Genomic DNA, 16,556 nt, shown 5'->3' with positions numbered 1-16,556 from the left:
CTACGGGAGTCGCGCCGGGCGGCACCGGTTCCGCCGCAGCGCAGGTGTGCGACGCACCAGGTTCGACCGGCGGGGTGGGGCGGGAGTTGTGCCCCGCGCGGCCGCTGTTACGCGGCTGTGGCAGGAGACGGGTTTGTCCGGGTTGCGTGTTCACCTGGACGTCAGCCGCAGGCCGCCCCGCATTGCCCTCGGAGGGTGGATGCCGGGCGAGCCCTCGACGCCTTCCGCGGACTCTCTTAAGAGCTCAGCCCCACGACTCGCGGACGTCCGCGGCATCGGTGGGGTGGAGGGAGGCGAAGGAGGCGCGAATTCGTCCGCGGCCGCGCCAGCGCATGCGGAGAGGTTGGCGAGTTGGGCGAGGACCTGCTCCGGAGTGAGGCCGGCGCGCGGACGCGGACGCGGCCGCGGCCGGAGCAGGCCGGTTGACCAGCAACAGCACGATACGCACGACGACGCTCCGGCTCCTCCTCGAGATCCTCCTGGAGGGCGAACCACAGGACGAGCCGTTGGGTGATCCGGAGCCGCGGGATCCGATGGCGGGCTGAATGACAGCGCGGGCAAGCCCTGGGGTGTTCTGGACAAGCCCGCGTTGTCAGTGGCGGCTGGAACGCTGGGACGGATGAACGGCGACGAGCAGCTGCTGCGCGGCCGGGTCTACGGCTGCGACCACGACGACCCCGACCCGGGCCCGCTCCCGCACCGGACCTACGCCGCGCTCATAGGTGGGCCGCTGGATGGGTTGCTGCTGGACATCACCGGCTGGCGGCCCGGGGAAGTCGACGGCGGCGCGGCCCTGTCCACCGAGCTCGGACAGTTTCCCGGCGGGCGGTCGCTGTACGATCTGCGCTCCGACGAACCTCGCACCCCGGGCCCGGGCGTGAGCTGCCGCCTCTTCTACTCCGGCGACACCCCCTGACCGACACCCCCTGACCGACACCCCATCGGCACGGCGGTCGGCGCGGAGCGGTGATCATGGTGCGGCGCCGCAGGAGCGGTTCCTCCGCGATGTGACCCGGGTGCTCCGGTGTGGTGGTCGTCCGGAGGCCGGGGGTGTCGCTGGCCCCCTTCGGGATCCGGGGGCTGGCCCCCGTACGGCCGGGGTGTTGACGCCATGGTGCCGCATGGCCCCCGATCCGTACGTTTAGGCAGGCCAGAGCCTTGCTGACCGATTCAGGACCGGAGCCCTCCATGTCTCAGACCACTGCGCCGTCCGCACCCACCGCACCCGTCGGCGCCACCGCTCAGCAGGGGAGTGAGTTCACTCCCCTGCTGCGGAAGGTCAGGGGACGAGGGCTGCTGGAACGTCGCAAGGGCTGGTACGCGCGGATGATCACCGTGAACCTCCTCGCCCTGGCCGCCGTGGTGACAGGGTTCGTCCTCGCCGGGGACACCTGGTGGACGCTGCTGCTCGCCGCGCCGCTGGCCATCCTGTCCGCCCGTACCGCCTACGTCGGCCACGACGCCGGGCACGCCCAGATCGCTGTCGGCCGCCGGGCGAACCGTGCCATCGGACTCCTCCACGGCAACCTGCTCCTGGGCATGAGCTACGCGTGGTGGAACGACAAGCACAACCGGCACCACGCCAACCCCAACCACATCGAGAAGGACCCGGACGTCGGCGCCGGCGCACTGGTGTGGACCGCGGAGCAGGCCGCGGTGCGCCGCGGATTCGCCCGGTGGGTCACCCGTCACCAGGCCTGGCTGTTCTTCCCGATGCTGCTGCTCGAAGGCATCGCGCTGAAGGTGAGCAGTGTGCGGGACCTGCGACGGCAGCCGGTGCGCGAGCGGGCCGTCGAGGGCGTGCTGCTGGCGCTGCACACGGCTGGTTACGGCGCCCTGCTGCTCACCTGCCTGCCGGTGGGCAAGGCCGTCGCGTTCGCCCTGCTCCATCAGGCGCTCTTCGGGCTCCACCTGGGAATGGCCTTCGCGCCCAACCACAAGGGTATGGACATGCCCGACCCGGCGGGCGAGCGCTGGGGCCATCTGCGCCGCCAGGTCCTGACCTCGCGGAACGTCCGGGGCGGGCCGGTCACGGACTGGCTTCTCGGCGGGCTGAACTACCAGATCGAACACCACCTCTTCCCGAACATGCCCAGGCCCCACCTCAGGCTCGTACAGCCTCTGGTCCGGGAACACTGCCGCGACCTCGGGCTCCCGTACGCCGAGACCGGGTTGCTCGACTCGTACCGGCAAGGGCTGCGGCACATGCACACGGTCGGCGGTGCGGCCCGGCCAGAATGAGAGCGCCGTCGGCCGCGGGGCCACGGGGCCGCTCCGGGCTCGGAGTCCGTTGCCTTTCCGGGCGCGATCGGCGCGACTCCGCTGGACGGGTACGGGAGTGATGGTTCCGTGAGAATGGTGGCGGATCCATCACCGTGCGTCGCGGAGCTGAAGAAGGTATGCGGCAGTCAGCGCAACAGCCCGGTCCTCGTCATGCGACAGCTCCACGAGGGCACGTGACGACGTCGCGCCCGGAATGCCCGCCAGTGCTTGGGCCAGCCGTCCGCGCACAGGCGTTTCAGTGGTGTCGTGGGCGAGGCGGTCGACGATCCCGGTCGCGATGTGATCGGCCGTCGCGGTGTCGCTCGCCAGACTGCTCAGTGCGTCGGCCGCATCGGTGTCGTTCCTTCCCGCCACGATCATGTCGATGAGGGTCGGGACCGCTTCGGCTACTCCACGTGTCCCGAGTGCCAGAGCCGCGTACCCGCGGACCCCGACGTCGGGGTCCATGAGGGCGTTCCACAGATGCGTGGTCGCCTCACCACCGGGCATCTCGGCGAGGGACTGGACAGCACGTTTCCGCACCGCGGCCACCGGTGAGCCGAGGCCCTTCGCCAGCAGTGCCGGGCCGCGGTCGCCCGATTGCGCCAGCGCCCATCGAAGGGCGCCGGCGACGTTCGGCTCCGTCTCGCTCAGTGCCGCCTCGGCCAGGGCCTCCACCGGCACCGGAACCCCGTCGGCCGAGGAGAGGGCCGCGCGCTGGCGCGCGTCGGCGCTCTGCGACCCCAGTGCCTGGAGGAGCGCGACGACTTGGAGGACGTCCTCCCAGTCGGTGGGGTCCGCGGCGTCGATCCGGCGCAGCCGCGTGAGCAGCTCGGTCTCGGCCGCGATGCGGTCGCGTGTCTTGCGGATGAGGTCGCCGACGAGCGCCGAGGGCGTGAAACCGGGGTCGTCGAGCGCGCGCCCGATCTCACGCAGCGACAGACCCAGCGACCGCAGGCTCTCGATGTGGAAGATCCGCCGGATGTCCTGCGCGGAGTACTCCCGATAACCGGAGCCCGTACGGCCCGATGGCCGCACCAGGCCGAGCGATTCGTAATGCCGGAGCATGCGGGCACTGACCCCGGACCGTCTCGCCACCTCACCGATCAGCACGGTTCTTGTCGTCCGTACTGAGGGGCCCCGGCGAGGGCCACGATGCGCTTGGCCTCCTCGATCGCCAACTCGAATCCGGCGTCCGGGTCGCGTAGCAGCCGTTGTGTGGCGAGCGCGTGCGCACGCACGCCCAGGTCATCAGCCGTCGTCGCGGCACGCAGAACCGGCACGATCACTTCACCCAGCGCGACCAGCGCCTGGCTGAGACTCACCTGTGTCTCCCGCTCACCGCGGCCGAGCTGCGTCGCCAGGGCCGTGGCCAGGAGGGACTCCTCACCTTCCGGCACGAGCACGACCGCGGCCCGCCAGGCGCTCCGCGCCACCTCGTTGTCGGCGTCGGACAGCAGTGCCCGGGTGATCGCCGGCCATGCCCGCCGGTCCCCGATCTTGGACAGTGTGTGCAGCGCCTGGCCGCGGGCCTGCGCACGCTCCGAGCGGACTTCCCGGAGCAGTTCGGGGAGCGTCAGGGACACCGGGTGGCGGGTGAGCGCCCAGGTCAGCATGTCGCGGACGAAGAACTCGGGCTCGATCGCGCATCGTTCGACGAGCTTGTCGACGAAGCACGGGTCAGGCGCCGTACCGACCGCCAGGGCGGCCCGCAGTCGCACAGACGGCCGGCTGTCCTCCAGTCCCTGGAGCGCTCGTATCGCATCCGTGTCCTGTCTCGTCATGGTCATCGGACCACCTCCTTGGGAAGCAGTGAAGACCTTGTCACCGTGTCAAGGTCAACCGGGGTCGGCTGCCCGATCATGAGCCACTGAGTTGACGCGGGCGCGTCCTTGACACCGTTGGACCATGCCAACGCGTGTGGCCGGAACCGCGAGAGTGAACTTTTTCGGATGCTCGTGCGACGTAATCCGTCACGCTCGACGTCATCCGTTCATGCGTACCGGAACTGCGGGCGTTACCCCTTCGTAATCCCGGACGGTGCTGGATCACCTGGCTGTGACCAGGAGCGATGCAGGATTCCGTCATTGACGAGCGGAAAAGCGCTGATTAGCGTCCGCCCCATGACCCACCGAGTCCCCGTGGACACCATCGACGACCTGGACCGCCGTGTCATCGCGGCGCTCCAGCTCAATGGTCGTGCCCCGTGGGGCGCGGTGGCTCGTTGGGTGGGTACGAGCGAGACGACCGCCCAGCGTCGTTACAACGCCATGCGCGAGCGGGGAGTGCTGCGGGTCGTCGGCAGTCTGGAGCTGGACCGCACCCGGGAGGGGTCTTCCATGCTGGTCCGGGTGCAGGCCAGGCCCGGCCGCGGGCTGGACCTCGCGGACCAGCTCGCCGTCAGTCCGGACGTGCGCTTCCTGGCCGTCGTCACCGGTGCCGCCGATCTCATCGTCGATTTCGTTGCCCGCGACAACGAGGAGATGATGCGGATGCTCTTCACCGACCTGCCCGGGGCCGACCTGATCACCAGCACCGAGGCGGTAGCCGTCATCCGTGCGTTCACCTCCGCGTCGATGTGGGACACCGGGCTGCTGCCCGTCGAGGCCGCCGCGGACCTGCGGCCCGCCTCCCTCGCGTCGTCGTGCGACCGCGGCGACTGGGACCAGGCGCCAAAAGCGCTGACCGGTCTGGAGCAGGAGGTCGCCGCGGCCCTCAAGGAGGACGGCCGCGCCCAGGTCAGCACCCTGGCCCGGAACCTGGGCCACACCGAGTCCGCAGTCGCACGGGCCATGGACCGGCTCATCTCCCGCGGCATCCTGCAGTTCCGGACTCTGGTCGAACCGACCCTGCTCGGCTACGACGCGGAGTTCATGGTGTGGCTGTCGATCGAGCCCGACCGGCTCGACGCCGCGGGGCGGCAGCTCGCGCGGCATCCAGGAACCAAGTTCCTGGGCGCGGCGACCGGGCGCTTCAACCTCGTCGGACACATGGTGCTGCCCCGCCGCACCGATCTGTTGCGCTATACCAGCGACATCATCGGGGCACTGCCCGGGCTGATCGCCTCCGACGTGACATTGCACCTGGCCACCCTGAAGTACTCCTGGCACCGGATGGTCCGCCCCGTCTGAGCCCCCGGCCGGTTGCCGGGCACACCGCCCGGTGATGGCCCCGCCGTACCTTCGTCCGCCCTCTTCCCGTCCCCCGATCCTTGTGGAGACCACCATGCCCACAGACGACTTCGGCCTGCCCTCGGAGAGCTGGCGCTGGCCCGAGCACACCTGGCGCGGCCATATCGACGCGGTCCGCGCCGGACGGCGGCTGGTCCCCGACCGCTGGCCCGGCGGTGCCCGGGTCGCGGTCGCCCTCTCCTTCGACTCCGACCACGAGACGATCCCGCTGCGCGACGGCGAGACCAGCCCCGGCCGGCTCGCCCAGGGCGAGTACGGCGCCCGCGTCGGCGCCCCACGGATCCTGGACCTCCTGGCCCGCTACGGCGTCCCGGCGACCTTCTTCATGCCGGCCGTCTCCGCCCTCGTCCACCCCGAGGAGGCCCGCGCCTACACCCGTGACGGGCACGAACTGGCCGTCCACGGATGGATCCACGAGCGCAACATGCTGCTGGGGCGCGAGGACGAGAGGGAACTCACCGCGCGCGCCCTCGACACCCTCACCACGCTGACCGGCCGGCGCCCCGTCGGCATCCGCACCCCGTCCTGGGACTTCTCGGACTCGACCCTCGACATCATGCTCGAGCTGGGCTTCGCCTACGACTCCTCGCTCATGGCCGACGACGAGCCCTACGAGATCGTCACCGAGGGCCGGCCCACCGGCCTGGTGGAGATCCCCGTCGACTGGATCCGGGACGACGCCCCGTACTTCACGATGGACCGCTACGGGTCCGTCCGCCCGCACAGCCGCCCGCGTGACGTACGGGAGATCTGGACCGACGAGTTCGACGCCGCGTACCGGGACGGCGGCGTCTTCCAGCTCACCCTGCATCCGCACGTCATCGGCCACCGCTCGCGCCTCGTGGCATTGCGCGAACTTCTCGACCACATCGCCGCTTACCCCGGCGTCTGGTACGCGACGCACGCCCAACTCGCCGATACGGCCCGCGGCGTGCCGCACGGCCGGACCGCCGCCGGTTCCGCCGCCGACACCCCGGAGCACACACCATGAACACCGGATCCGCCACGCCCACCGGCCCCCTGCGCGAGGACGGCGCCGCCCCCACCACGCTCCGGCTGAGCCGCGCCCAGCGCAAGGCCATCGTCGCCGGCACCATAGGCAACACCGTCGAATGGGTCGACTGGGCGCTGTATTCCATATTCGCCAAGATCATCGCTGATGAGTTCTTCGCCAAAAGCGACGGCGCGGTGGCCCTGCTGTCCACGCTCGCAGTCTTCGCCGTCGGGTTCGTGATGCGTCCGGTCGGTGCCGCCGTGCTCGGTGCCTACGCCGACCGCCACGGACGGAAGAAGGGCATGACCCTCACGGTCGGCCTGATGGCGGGCGCCGGGTTCGTCATCGCGATCACCCCGTCCTACGAGAGCATCGGCATCGTCTCACCGCTGCTCCTGCTGGTCTCCCGGCTTGTGCAGGGTTTCTCCGCGGGCGGCGAGTTCGGCTCCTCCTCCGCGTTCCTCGTCGAGTCGGCGGCGCGCGGCAGGCGCGCGTTCGCCGGGTCCTGGCAGCAGGTGTCGGTCGCCGGCGGCGTGCTCGTCGCCTCCCTCCTGGGCACACTCGCCACCTCGACACTGAGCGACGACGCCCTGCACTCCTGGGGCTGGCGCGTGGCGTTCATCCTCGGCGGCCTGCTCGGACTGGTCGGCCTGTGGCTGCGGGTCTCGGTGGCGGACACCGACTCCTTCGCCCAGGTCCAGGGCGCCGGCCGTACCCGCACCAATCCCGTCAAGGCCATGTTCGTGGAGCACCCCGCGGCCGCCCTGCGCGTCGCCGGCATCACCGTGGCGGGCACCCTCACCTACTACATCTGGGTCAACTACCTTCCCACGTACGCGAATCTGACCACCGGTATCCCGCTGAAGACCGCGCTGCTGTCACAGACCCTCTGCCTGGTCGTCTTCGTCATCGCGTTGCCCCTCGTAGGCGTGGTCTCGGACCGCGTGGGACGCAAGCCGACCATGGCGGCGTTCGCCGGCGGCTTCACCGTCCTGGCCTGGCCCCTGCTGCACCTGCTCGGCAACAGCTTCCTCAGCCTGTTCCTGGTCCAGCTCATCGGCATGCTGCTGATCCTCGGCTACTCCGCCAACTGCGCCGTCATCATGGCCGAGCAGTTCCCGCCGGAGGTGCGCGCCACCGGCATCGCCCTGCCGTACGCCCTGGCGGTCGCGCTCTTCGGCGGTACGGCGCCCTACCTGACGACCTGGCTGCACGAGAGCGGCCACAGCGACCTGCTGTGGGTCTACGTATCGGCGGCCTCACTGATCTCCCTCGTGGTCTACCTCACGATGCCGGAGACCAAGGACAAGGAGTTCAGCTGATGACCCACGTCCTCGTCACCGGCGCCGCGGGCGGCATCGGCGGGGCGATCGCCGAGGAGTTCGCCGCCCAGGGCGCGTTCCTCACCCTCGTCGACCGCGACCCCGCCGCGCTCCAGCGGACCGGGGCACGACTGGGAACCCCTGCCGCGACACGGGCCGCGGACCTGACCGACCCCGACGCGCCCACCGCGGTCGTCGAGGCGGCCTGGGCGGAGCACGGCCCGGTGGACACCCTCGTCAACGCGGCGGGCGTCTACCCCTCCCTCGACATGACCGACGTGGACGCCCCGGCCTGGGACCGGCTGTTCGCCGTCAACCTGCGCGCCCCGGTCCTGGCGACCGCCGCCTTCGCCCGGCTCGCCACCGGGCAAGGGCGGCCCGGTTCGGTCATCAACATCTCCTCGGGTTCCGCGCAGCGCGCCCGCCCCGGCGGGGGTCCCTACGCCAGCTCGAAAGCCGCCCTGGAGATGGCCACCCGCGCCGCCGCCCTGGAACTCGGCGCGCACGGCATCCGCGTCAACGCGGTCAGCCCCGGCTTCGTCCTGGTGGCCAGCGACTGCAACCCCGTCTCCGCCGAGTACGCCGCGGCCATCGGCACCAACCCGCTGGGCCGCCCGGGAACGCCGCAGGACATCGCGCGGGCGGTGCGCTGGCTCGCCGGCCCCGACGCCTCCTGGATCACCGGCGAGGTGCTGCGGGTGGACGGCGGATCCAGCACGGGCGCTCTTCACCTGCCCCGGATCTGGCAGCCCGACGACACCCGCGCCACCTTGTCCGGCCCCGTGCCGGCGGCCGCGACCACGGAAGGACACACCCGGTGAACGACACCCACCCGGTGAACGACACCCACCCGGTGAACGACACCCACCCGGAGCAGCCCGGATACACCGTCGTCGGCGCGGGAGCGATCGGCGGCACTCTCGCCTTCGCCCTCGCCCGCGCCGGCCACCCGGTCACCGTCGTCGACGCCGACCCCACCCACGTGGACGCCATCCGCACGCACGGACTCGTCGTCGCCCGCAGCGGCACCCGCGAGAGCGTGCCGGTCACCGCCACGACCCCGGACGAGTTCGCCGGCCCCCTCGGACGCGTACTGCTGGCAGTGAAGGCACAGGCCACCGGTACCGCGCTCGACTGGATCGCGCCCCGCCTGGCTCCGGACGGCTATGTCGTCTCCCTGCAGAACGGCTTCAACGAGTCCTTGATCGCCCAGCGTGTGGGTGCCGCCCGCACCGTCGCGGCCTTCGTGAACATCTTCGCCGACGTCATCGAACCGGGCGTCATCCAGGACGGCGGCGCCGGAGCCCTCGTCATCGGCGAGCCCGACGGCGCGCCGGTCAGCCCGAGGGTCCGGGACTTGGTGGCCGACCTGCGCAGCTGGGGCCCGGCCGTGGCCAGTGACAACGTCGAGGGATACCTGTGGGCCAAGGCCGGGTTCGGTGCCATGCTCGCCGCCACCGCCCTCGCGGACGCCCCCATGGCCGACCTCATCGACCGGCACCGTCCCGCCATGGCCGCCCTGACGGTCGAGGTCTTCGCCGTATCCGACCGCCTCGGCGTCACCCTGGAGGCGTTCGACGCCTTCGAGCCGCACGCCTTCCGGCCAGGAGCGGACCCCGCTGCCCGGAACGCCGCCTTCGACCGCCTCACCGCATGGCTGCGCACCCAGACGAAGGACCGCAGCGGTATCTGGCGCGACCTCGCCGTACGCCACCGGCCCGTCGAAGCCCCCACCCACTACACCGACGTCTTTCACCACGCGGAACGCGAAGGCCTGCCCACGACCCTGTTGCGCACGGTCGTGAACGGCCTTCGCCAACTGGAGGGTGCCGCGCACGACATGTCGGAGTCACGGCTGGAGGAACTGGACCGCCTGGCCCAGGCCCCCGCACCCTCGCTTCCCGTCAACTCCGCACAGGCCGAAGCGGTCCGCAACTCCGCACAGGCCGAGGTGGTCCTCAGCTCCGCACAGGCCGAAGCGGTCCGGCAATGGCTCGACGCCCACCGCGAGGACATGGTCGCCGACCTCGCCGCCTACACCTCCCAGGGCAGCGCCAGCGACGACCTGGACGCCCTGGACTCCTGCCTGGGCTGGCTGCGCGGCTGGCTCGACCGGCGCCTCGGCGAACCGGACGCCGAGGAGACCCTCGCGCGCGAGGAGACCGGAGACATCCTGGTCCGCCGCTACTCCGCCCGGGACACCACCACCCAGGACAGCCGCCCGGTACTCCTCCTCGGGCACTACGACACCGTATGGCCGACCGGCACCCTCGACACCTGGCCCTTCCAGCGGGACGGTGACCGCATCAGCGGACCCGGTGTCTTCGACATGAAGGCCGGCCTCGTCCAGGCGGTCTGGGCACTGCGCGCTCTCGACGCCCTCGGCCTGCCCCGCCCGGCCTGCACCGTGATGCTGAACGGCGACGAGGAGACCGGTAGCCTCGCCTCCCGCGACGCCCTCGTCGAGGAGGCACGCGGCAGCAGGCTCGCCATGGTCTTCGAGGCCGCCGCCGACGGCGCGATCAAGACCGCCCGCAAGGGCGTCGGACTGTTCACCGTCACGGTCACCGGCAGCGAGGCACACGCCGGACTTGACCCGACCGCCGGAGCCAGCGCCGTGGACGAACTCGCCCACCAGATCCTGCGCCTGGCCGACCTGCGTTCCCCGGACGCGGGCACGTCGCTGAACGTGGGCGTGGTGGCGGGAGGCACCCGCAGCAACGTCACGGCGGGGCAAGCCGTCGGCCGCATCGACGTCCGCGTCGCCACCGCCGCCGAACAGCGACGCGTCGGGGAGGCCCTCGCCGTGCTGCGCCCCGTCGACCCGCGGACCCGCGTGGAGGTCACCGGGGGCTGGAACCGCCCTGTGTTCGAACGGACGGAAAGCGTCGCCGCACTCGCCGACCTGGCACGCCGGTGCGCCGCGCTGCTCGGACACGACCTGCCCGAGGCTACGGTCGGCGGAGCCAGCGACGGCAACTTCGTCGTGGCCGAGGGCACGCCGGTACTGGACGGTATCGGCGCGGTGGGCTCGGGCGCACACGCCCGCTCGGAGAACACCTCGGTGTCGGGCATGGTCACACGTGCGGCGCTGGCCGCCACGGTACTGGCGGCGCTCGCACTGGAGTAGCCGGGGGCAGTTGTGTGGAGGTCCGCTTCCAGGGCTTGATGCCGCGTTTCCACAGCAAGCAGCGGTACTTGTCGAAGTCGTAGCCCCGGTCGGAGTACAGGTGCCGGGGTTCGCGGCGGGGGCGTCCCCGCATACCCCGAATCGGCGGGATAGCGTCCAGGAGTGGCCGGAGCTGGGTGACGTCGTGGCGGTTGGCACCCGTGAGCGTGATGGCGAGCGGAGTTCCGTGACGGTCGACGATGTACAAGCGGGGCCAGACGCCGGCTCAGTCCCATCCCGCAGCTGCCGCCATGCCGTGCTCCCGCGCTGCGGTCAGGCCGTGCGTCGCACAGGGCGGCCTGGGTGAGGCCCGCGGCACCGCCCAACAGGGGCGGCAGGCCTGGCCAGCGCGAACGCTACGGGCAGGCAAATGTTACACACTTATCTCCTCGACCAATGAGCATGAATCTGGTCTAAAGTCTTGACGCCCTGCGCTGCGCGCGCCCAGACTCTTGCCCGTCAATAAGGGGGATGCATCAGATCTATCCTTGCGCCTCTCGCAGACCGTGGTATGGCGCAGGCCCTGATCCAGGCTCCCACCGCAGGCACACACACGCGAGGACAGTTGCAGAATGCTTGACAGGAGACGCTACCTTTCCCTGCTGGCGGCCGCCGGAGTCGGCGCGAAGATCACTCTCGAACCGACGATCTCCCGGGCCCAATCACTCGACGCAGGAGTTGCCGGAGCGGGTGGCCAGGCTGCCGAATTGAGCCGTTCTTTGCGAGAGTTGCATGGCTCCCTCCGGGTGTCGATTCAGAAATATGAGGGCACGACGCTGCGCCAATCCCAAGAATTTAAGGGCGCCACGCTGACCGACGGGCCGCGGCAGTGGCAGCTGGAGCAGAAGACTCGGCGGGTGCCCGATGGTGATGGATGGGAGGTCGCCCTGACCTGCACTCTGGAGAAGGGGGAAGCGGAACAAACCGCGATCTCTGTCGATTTCCCATTCAATGACTGGGAGACCGCGAACTACGTGATGATTCCCGGAATAGTTTACAACGGTAATCGCTATCGCGCCATCGGCAATGGATACAATCCGGACTATCCGGCCGACATGTACTACAATCCTGGGGTACCGCTGACGATATCGAATAACCCGCGACTGGCCTCTGATGTCGCGATGCCTTCGCGGATCGAGCTGGAAACCTGCGGTACTGCTGCCCCGGCTATGAGCTTCTTCTCGCCCAAGTTCAGGAAGGGCTGGATCGTCCTCACGGAGCAAGGAACCCGACTGGGCAATAGCGGACTCTCGGTTGAAGAGAGCGCGAGCAGGGAAAGCTGTGAATTCCGCATTTCGGCGCCCGTTGTGCGCCAGCAGGTGGCCGGTTTCGGCGACTTTCGGCCGAGCGAGGACAGGGCGTCGAACTGGACTCCCGGTGACGCGGTGTCAATTCGCTTCCAGGTCTTCACCTTCGATGCTGACGGAATTCCGGCAGTCCTGCAAAAATTCATGGATGTGCGAAAGTCGCTTACTGGCCCCACCATGCCCCGCAACCTGCTGCCGATGAGTAAGCTGGCGGAGCTTGGCACCGACATCTGCCGGGGCAATTTTACCGAAACCAAGGCCGGCAGATACTATCTGCCGGAAAATTCTAAACACTTTCAATTGGGTTGGGTCAGTGGCATGATCAACACCTATCCCATGTTGGCCCTGAATGACGCGACGGAACGCCGCAGGGTGTCCGAGGAGCTTGACTTCATCTGTTCCCGAATGAAGGGGCGAAGCGGATTCTTCTACGGTTTCATCAGCGAAGATGGCACGATCCGCTCGGAGAAGACTCACCCCCAATTTCCGGCGGTACAGGCGATGGTGCGCAAGAACGGAGACGTACTCTTCTGGCTGATCAAGCATTTGATGCTCCTGAAGGCACAAGGGCATGGCGATGCGATCAAGGAATCCTGGGAATTGGCCGCGGGCGGCCTGGCCACGGCCTTCACCCGGACCTGGCGAAAGCACGGAGAATTCGGTCAGTACATCGTGCCCGAAACAGGCGAAATCGCCGTCTATAACTCGACGGCCGGTGCCATCGTTCCGGCCGGGCTTGCCCTGGCAGCTGAATACTTCCAGCATCCGGACTGGTTGGCCGTAGCCGAGGAAGCGGCCGAATTCTACTATGAGCGCGACATTGAGTCCCGTGGATTCACCAGCGGGGCGTGCGCGGATATTTCACAGGATGCGGATTCCGAATCGGCATTTGGTCTCCTGGAGTCATTCATGGCGCTGCATCAGTACACAGGGAAGAGGGGTTGGCTGAATCGCGCGAAAGTCCAAGCCGCACTGTGCTCGTCCTGGACGCTTGCGTACGATCCTCTATTTCCGGCAGCCAGCGATATCGCGCGACTGAATGGAAGGATGGCCGGCGCCGTTTGGGCAAGCAGCCAAAACAAGCATGCTGCACCCGGCGTCTGTACGTCCTCCGCGGACCACCTGCTCAAGCTATATCGAGCGACTGGGAACAAGAGGTACGCTGAACTCATCAGGGATATCCAGCATGCCCACGCCGAGGCCGTCAACATGCCGGGACATATAACAACCGACTACCTAATCGGTTCGAGCATGGAGCGGATTCAGCCCAGCGATGCCGAGGGCAAGGGGGCCGTCGGCAATTTCATCAGGACGAGAAACTCCTGGACCGAGACCAACGGCATCCTGATGGCACTCGAACTTCCCGGAATCTACGTCCGGCCTGGGGAAGGAGTCCTCTTTCCCTTTGACCACGTCGAGGCTGAATATGTCCGCGAGAGCCGTCATGCCGCCGTAGTCCGCTTGACGAACGACACGGCCTACGCGGCACGGGTGTCGGTGCTGGCGGAAACGGCCCGCCAATCGGCCCGCCCCCTTGGATACACCGCGTTCCTCGGTTGGCCGCGAGTCGAAGTACCGGCCGGCGGGGTGGTCACCGTGAGGGTCACGAGAGATGGCAAGGTCGCACGTCAGGCCTGATCCGGCTGCATCCGACTTCAGGCATCGGGACGACGGCCATGGCGACCGGCGTCCTGGAATTGTTCATATCAATCGTCCGAAGCTTCGGGGCCGCCGCCGCGGGGCCCCGGCGTTTGCCGGGTCCGCCCGGGCTCGGGCTGGTTGATGTCCGTGACATCGAGAACGCTTGGAGCCCGCTGTGCGATGTCAGCACCCGAGACATGTCATGCGCCTGCTCACCGTACTCGTCTCCTTATTCGTCTCCGTGCTCGCCCTCACCGTCGTTCCGGCCAAGGCGGGTCCTGAGGCTGCCGGCGTCAACGAAAAGCCCACCGTGGTCCCCGCCCTGCAGAGGTGGCAGGGCGGTACCGGCTCCTTCGAGCTGCGGCGCACCAGCCGCATCGTGCTCGGCGCGGACCGAGGCGGCGCCGTCCGCCGGCGGACCTCGGCGCTCCCGGAAGAGATCGAGCAAGTGGCGGGGCGGCGCCTGAAGGTGTCGGCCCGGCACCCGAGGGACGGCGACATCGTGCTGTCCCTCGACCCCAAGCTGCACGGGGCCGGGGGAGGCGCCCGGTTCGCGGAGGAGGGGTACGTTCTCACGGTCACCGACCGGAACATTCGGATCACCGCGCGGACCGTGACGGGCGTCTACTACGGCACCCGTACCCTCCTGCAGATTCTGCTGCTCGACGACGGACGTGACTCGGTCCCCGTGGGCACCGCCGTGGACTGGCCGGACTACCAGGTGCGCGGCTTCATGCTGGATGTCGGCCGGCGCTTCTTCACCGCGGACTTCATCCGGGACTACCTGCACCTCATGGGCTGGTTCAAGCTCAACGAGCTCCAACTGCACCTCAACGACAACGGGTTCAAGGGCGACAAGTCCTGGAGCGATGTCCAGGCCGGCTTCCGCCTCAAGAGCGACAACCCCGAACTGGCCGGTCTCGCCTCGAAGGACGGCGCCTACGACCGGCGCGACTGGGACTCCTTCGAGGACACCGCCGCCGCCAACGGGGTCACGATCATCCCCGAGATCGACGCTCCCGCCCACTCGCTGGCGTTCGTCCGGTTCCGGCCGTCACTGGGGCTCAACAACGGCGACTCCGACCACCTGGACCTGTCGAAGCCGGAGACCACCACGTTCATGAAGTCGGTGTTCGACGAGTTCGTGCCCTGGTTCCGCGGTCCGGACGTGCACTTCGGCGCCGACGAGTACACGGTCGACAAACCCCGCTACAAGACCTACTTCAACGAGATGGCGGCCCACCTCCGCGCACTCGGGAAGCACCCACGGGCCTGGGGCAGCCTGTCCGTGATGGCGGCGGACACCGACGGTTACGACCGCGACGTCACCCTCAACAGCTGGAACAACGGGTGGTACGGGCCACAGGCCGCGAAGCGGGACGGTTACTCCTTCATCAACACCAACGACGCACTGCTCTACATCGTCCCGTTCGCGAACTACTACCACGGGCGCGGACTGGACGGTAAGTACCTCTACGACCACTGGAAACCCAACGTCTTCCCCGACGGGCAGAGCGTCTCGCCAGGCGACCCGCACCTGCTCGGCGCCATGTCCGCGGTCTGGAACGACCTGACCCAAGCCACCTACGGCGAACTGGATGTGCACGGCCTTGTCGAGCCCACGTTCGGGGTGCTGGCCCAGAAGATGTGGGGCGGTGCCGACGCGGGCGTGCCGTACGACTCCTTCCTCGCCACCGTGCGCCGGCTCGGTGTGGGTACGGGACTGACGAAGGTCGCCACGACGCTCGCCGCCCCCGCGAACAGCGAGCTGAGCATGGGCAGAACGGCGACCGCGTCGGCGGGCCCGGCCGGTGCCGCGTTCGACGGGGTGGGCACCACCCAATGGCGGAGCGGTCCCGGGGACGACGCCTGGCTCCGCGTGGACCTGGGCCGGCCGGAGACCGTCACCAAGGTCGATCTGGACTGGGCCCCCGCGTACGGGCGCGACTACGAGATCCAGGTGTCGGAGAACGGCACGACCTGGACCACGGTCGCCCGCCGAACGGGCCGTGAGTCCGCCGGGGCGGACACTCTCACCTTCGATCCGGTCACGGCTCGGCATGTACGACTCGTCGGCACCGAGGCGGGCCGCAAGCAGGACGGGTACGCGTTGTGGAGGATGCGCGTCTTCGACGCACCCGACCTCGCTCTGCACCGGCCCACCACGGCCTCGTCGTCCGAGGCGGCGAGCCTGGCACCGGAGAACGCCACTGACGGGGACGCGAAGACCCGGTGGGCCAGTGCCTACCGCGACGACGAGTGGATCCAGGTGGACCTGGGCCGCTCGCAGCCCGTGCGGCGCGTACTGCTCGACTGGGAGCGGGCCTCCGCGCAGGACTACGAGATCCAGGTCTCCGACGATGCGGAGAACTGGCGGACCGCGGCCGAGACCAGGGGCCGCCCGACCGGCGCGCGCGTGGACGAGGTCACCTTCGCGCCGGTGACAGCCCGATTCGTGCGGATCCAGGGGATCAAGCGCACCTCCTCGTTCGGCTACTCGCTCTGGCGGTTCGAGGTCCGGGCCACGAGCCCGGACGCCGCGCCCGCCACTGGTCGGAGACAGCACTGACACAGACAAGACCGTCGGCGCCCGGCCCAAGGAGTTCGACGAGATCGCCGGCCGGCCGGCCACCATGGGGGTAGGTGAGTTGACCCTCTCGGCCATGTGAA

12 protein-coding genes and 1 pseudogene are annotated in these 16,556 nt (G+C 69.1%); 10 read left to right on the top strand and 3 right to left on the bottom strand.

Annotated elements, in window-relative coordinates:
- Window positions 1-422: 422 nt before the first annotated feature.
- The 3 genes from JK364_RS57190 to JK364_RS39510 all read left to right on the top strand — a co-directional run bounded on the left by JK364_RS57190 (window position 423) and on the right by JK364_RS39510 (window position 2,241).
- Window positions 423-545 (top strand): hypothetical protein, encoded by a 123-nt coding sequence (locus tag JK364_RS57190; RefSeq protein WP_269146356.1) that lies wholly within the window; start codon window positions 423-425, stop codon window positions 543-545.
- Between the two features lie 74 nt (window positions 546-619).
- The gene (locus JK364_RS39515) at window positions 620-916 is read left to right on the top strand and encodes a hypothetical protein (RefSeq protein ID WP_201856235.1); all 297 of its coding nucleotides are present in this window, start codon (window positions 620-622) and stop codon (window positions 914-916) included.
- A gap of 272 nt (window positions 917-1,188) precedes the next feature.
- The gene (locus JK364_RS39510; protein ID WP_201856234.1) at window positions 1,189-2,241 is read left to right on the top strand and encodes a fatty acid desaturase family protein; all 1,053 of its coding nucleotides are present in this window, start codon (window positions 1,189-1,191) and stop codon (window positions 2,239-2,241) included.
- Window positions 2,242-2,370: 129 nt separating this feature from the next.
- On the opposite strand, the gene JK364_RS39505 is transcribed toward JK364_RS39510, so the two are convergent.
- Both JK364_RS39505 and JK364_RS39500 read right to left on the bottom strand, forming a co-directional pair.
- Complete coding sequence (locus tag JK364_RS39505; RefSeq protein ID WP_201856233.1) at window positions 2,371-3,375, bottom strand: MerR family transcriptional regulator; 1,005 nt, start codon at window positions 3,373-3,375, stop codon at window positions 2,371-2,373.
- Entirely contained in the window at window positions 3,369-4,052 is a 684-nt protein-coding gene (locus tag JK364_RS39500) for a HEAT repeat domain-containing protein (protein WP_201856232.1), read from the bottom strand. The genes JK364_RS39505 and JK364_RS39500 overlap by 7 nt, the downstream gene beginning before the upstream one ends.
- Before the next feature lie 333 nt (window positions 4,053-4,385).
- Here JK364_RS39500 and JK364_RS39495 point away from each other — a divergent pair, with 333 nt between their 5' ends.
- The 5 genes from JK364_RS39495 (at window position 4,386) to JK364_RS39475 (ending at window position 10,899) form a co-directional block, all read left to right on the top strand.
- Window positions 4,386-5,393, top strand: a complete 1,008-nt coding sequence (locus JK364_RS39495) for an Lrp/AsnC family transcriptional regulator (protein WP_201856231.1) — start codon at window positions 4,386-4,388, stop codon at window positions 5,391-5,393.
- A gap of 94 nt (window positions 5,394-5,487) precedes the next feature.
- The gene (locus JK364_RS39490; protein ID WP_201856230.1) at window positions 5,488-6,444 is read left to right on the top strand and encodes a polysaccharide deacetylase family protein; all 957 of its coding nucleotides are present in this window, start codon (window positions 5,488-5,490) and stop codon (window positions 6,442-6,444) included.
- Entirely contained in the window at window positions 6,441-7,769 is a 1,329-nt protein-coding gene (locus JK364_RS39485) for an MFS transporter (RefSeq protein ID WP_201856229.1), read from the top strand. Before JK364_RS39490 ends, JK364_RS39485 begins: the two co-directional genes overlap by 4 nt.
- Window positions 7,769-8,590 (top strand): SDR family NAD(P)-dependent oxidoreductase, encoded by an 822-nt coding sequence (locus tag JK364_RS39480; RefSeq protein ID WP_201856228.1) that lies wholly within the window; start codon window positions 7,769-7,771, stop codon window positions 8,588-8,590. The genes JK364_RS39485 and JK364_RS39480 overlap by 1 nt, the downstream gene beginning before the upstream one ends.
- A 32-nt stretch (window positions 8,591-8,622) precedes the next feature.
- Window positions 8,623-10,899, top strand: coding sequence for a 2-dehydropantoate 2-reductase (locus JK364_RS39475; RefSeq protein ID WP_201856342.1), 2,277 nt, complete (start codon window positions 8,623-8,625; stop codon window positions 10,897-10,899).
- A gap of 31 nt (window positions 10,900-10,930) precedes the next feature.
- On the opposite strand, the pseudogene JK364_RS39470 reads toward JK364_RS39475, so the two are convergent.
- Window positions 10,931-11,140 (bottom strand): annotated as a pseudogene (locus JK364_RS39470) (transposase); the annotation flags it as partial.
- Between the two features lie 370 nt (window positions 11,141-11,510).
- Here JK364_RS39470 and JK364_RS39465 point away from each other — a divergent pair.
- Window positions 11,511-13,883, top strand: coding sequence for a YyaL domain-containing protein (locus JK364_RS39465; RefSeq protein WP_201856227.1), 2,373 nt, complete (start codon window positions 11,511-11,513; stop codon window positions 13,881-13,883).
- A gap of 205 nt (window positions 13,884-14,088) precedes the next feature.
- Window positions 14,089-16,455, top strand: a complete 2,367-nt coding sequence (locus JK364_RS39460) for a glycoside hydrolase family 20 protein (protein WP_201856226.1) — start codon at window positions 14,089-14,091, stop codon at window positions 16,453-16,455.
- Window positions 16,456-16,556 lie beyond the last annotated feature (101 nt).

It is taken from the genome of Streptomyces endocoffeicus (assembly GCF_016741935.1).
Classification (GTDB): domain Bacteria; phylum Actinomycetota; class Actinomycetes; order Streptomycetales; family Streptomycetaceae; genus Streptomyces; species Streptomyces endocoffeicus.
This window is presented reverse-complemented; position numbering and strand designations above follow the sequence as displayed.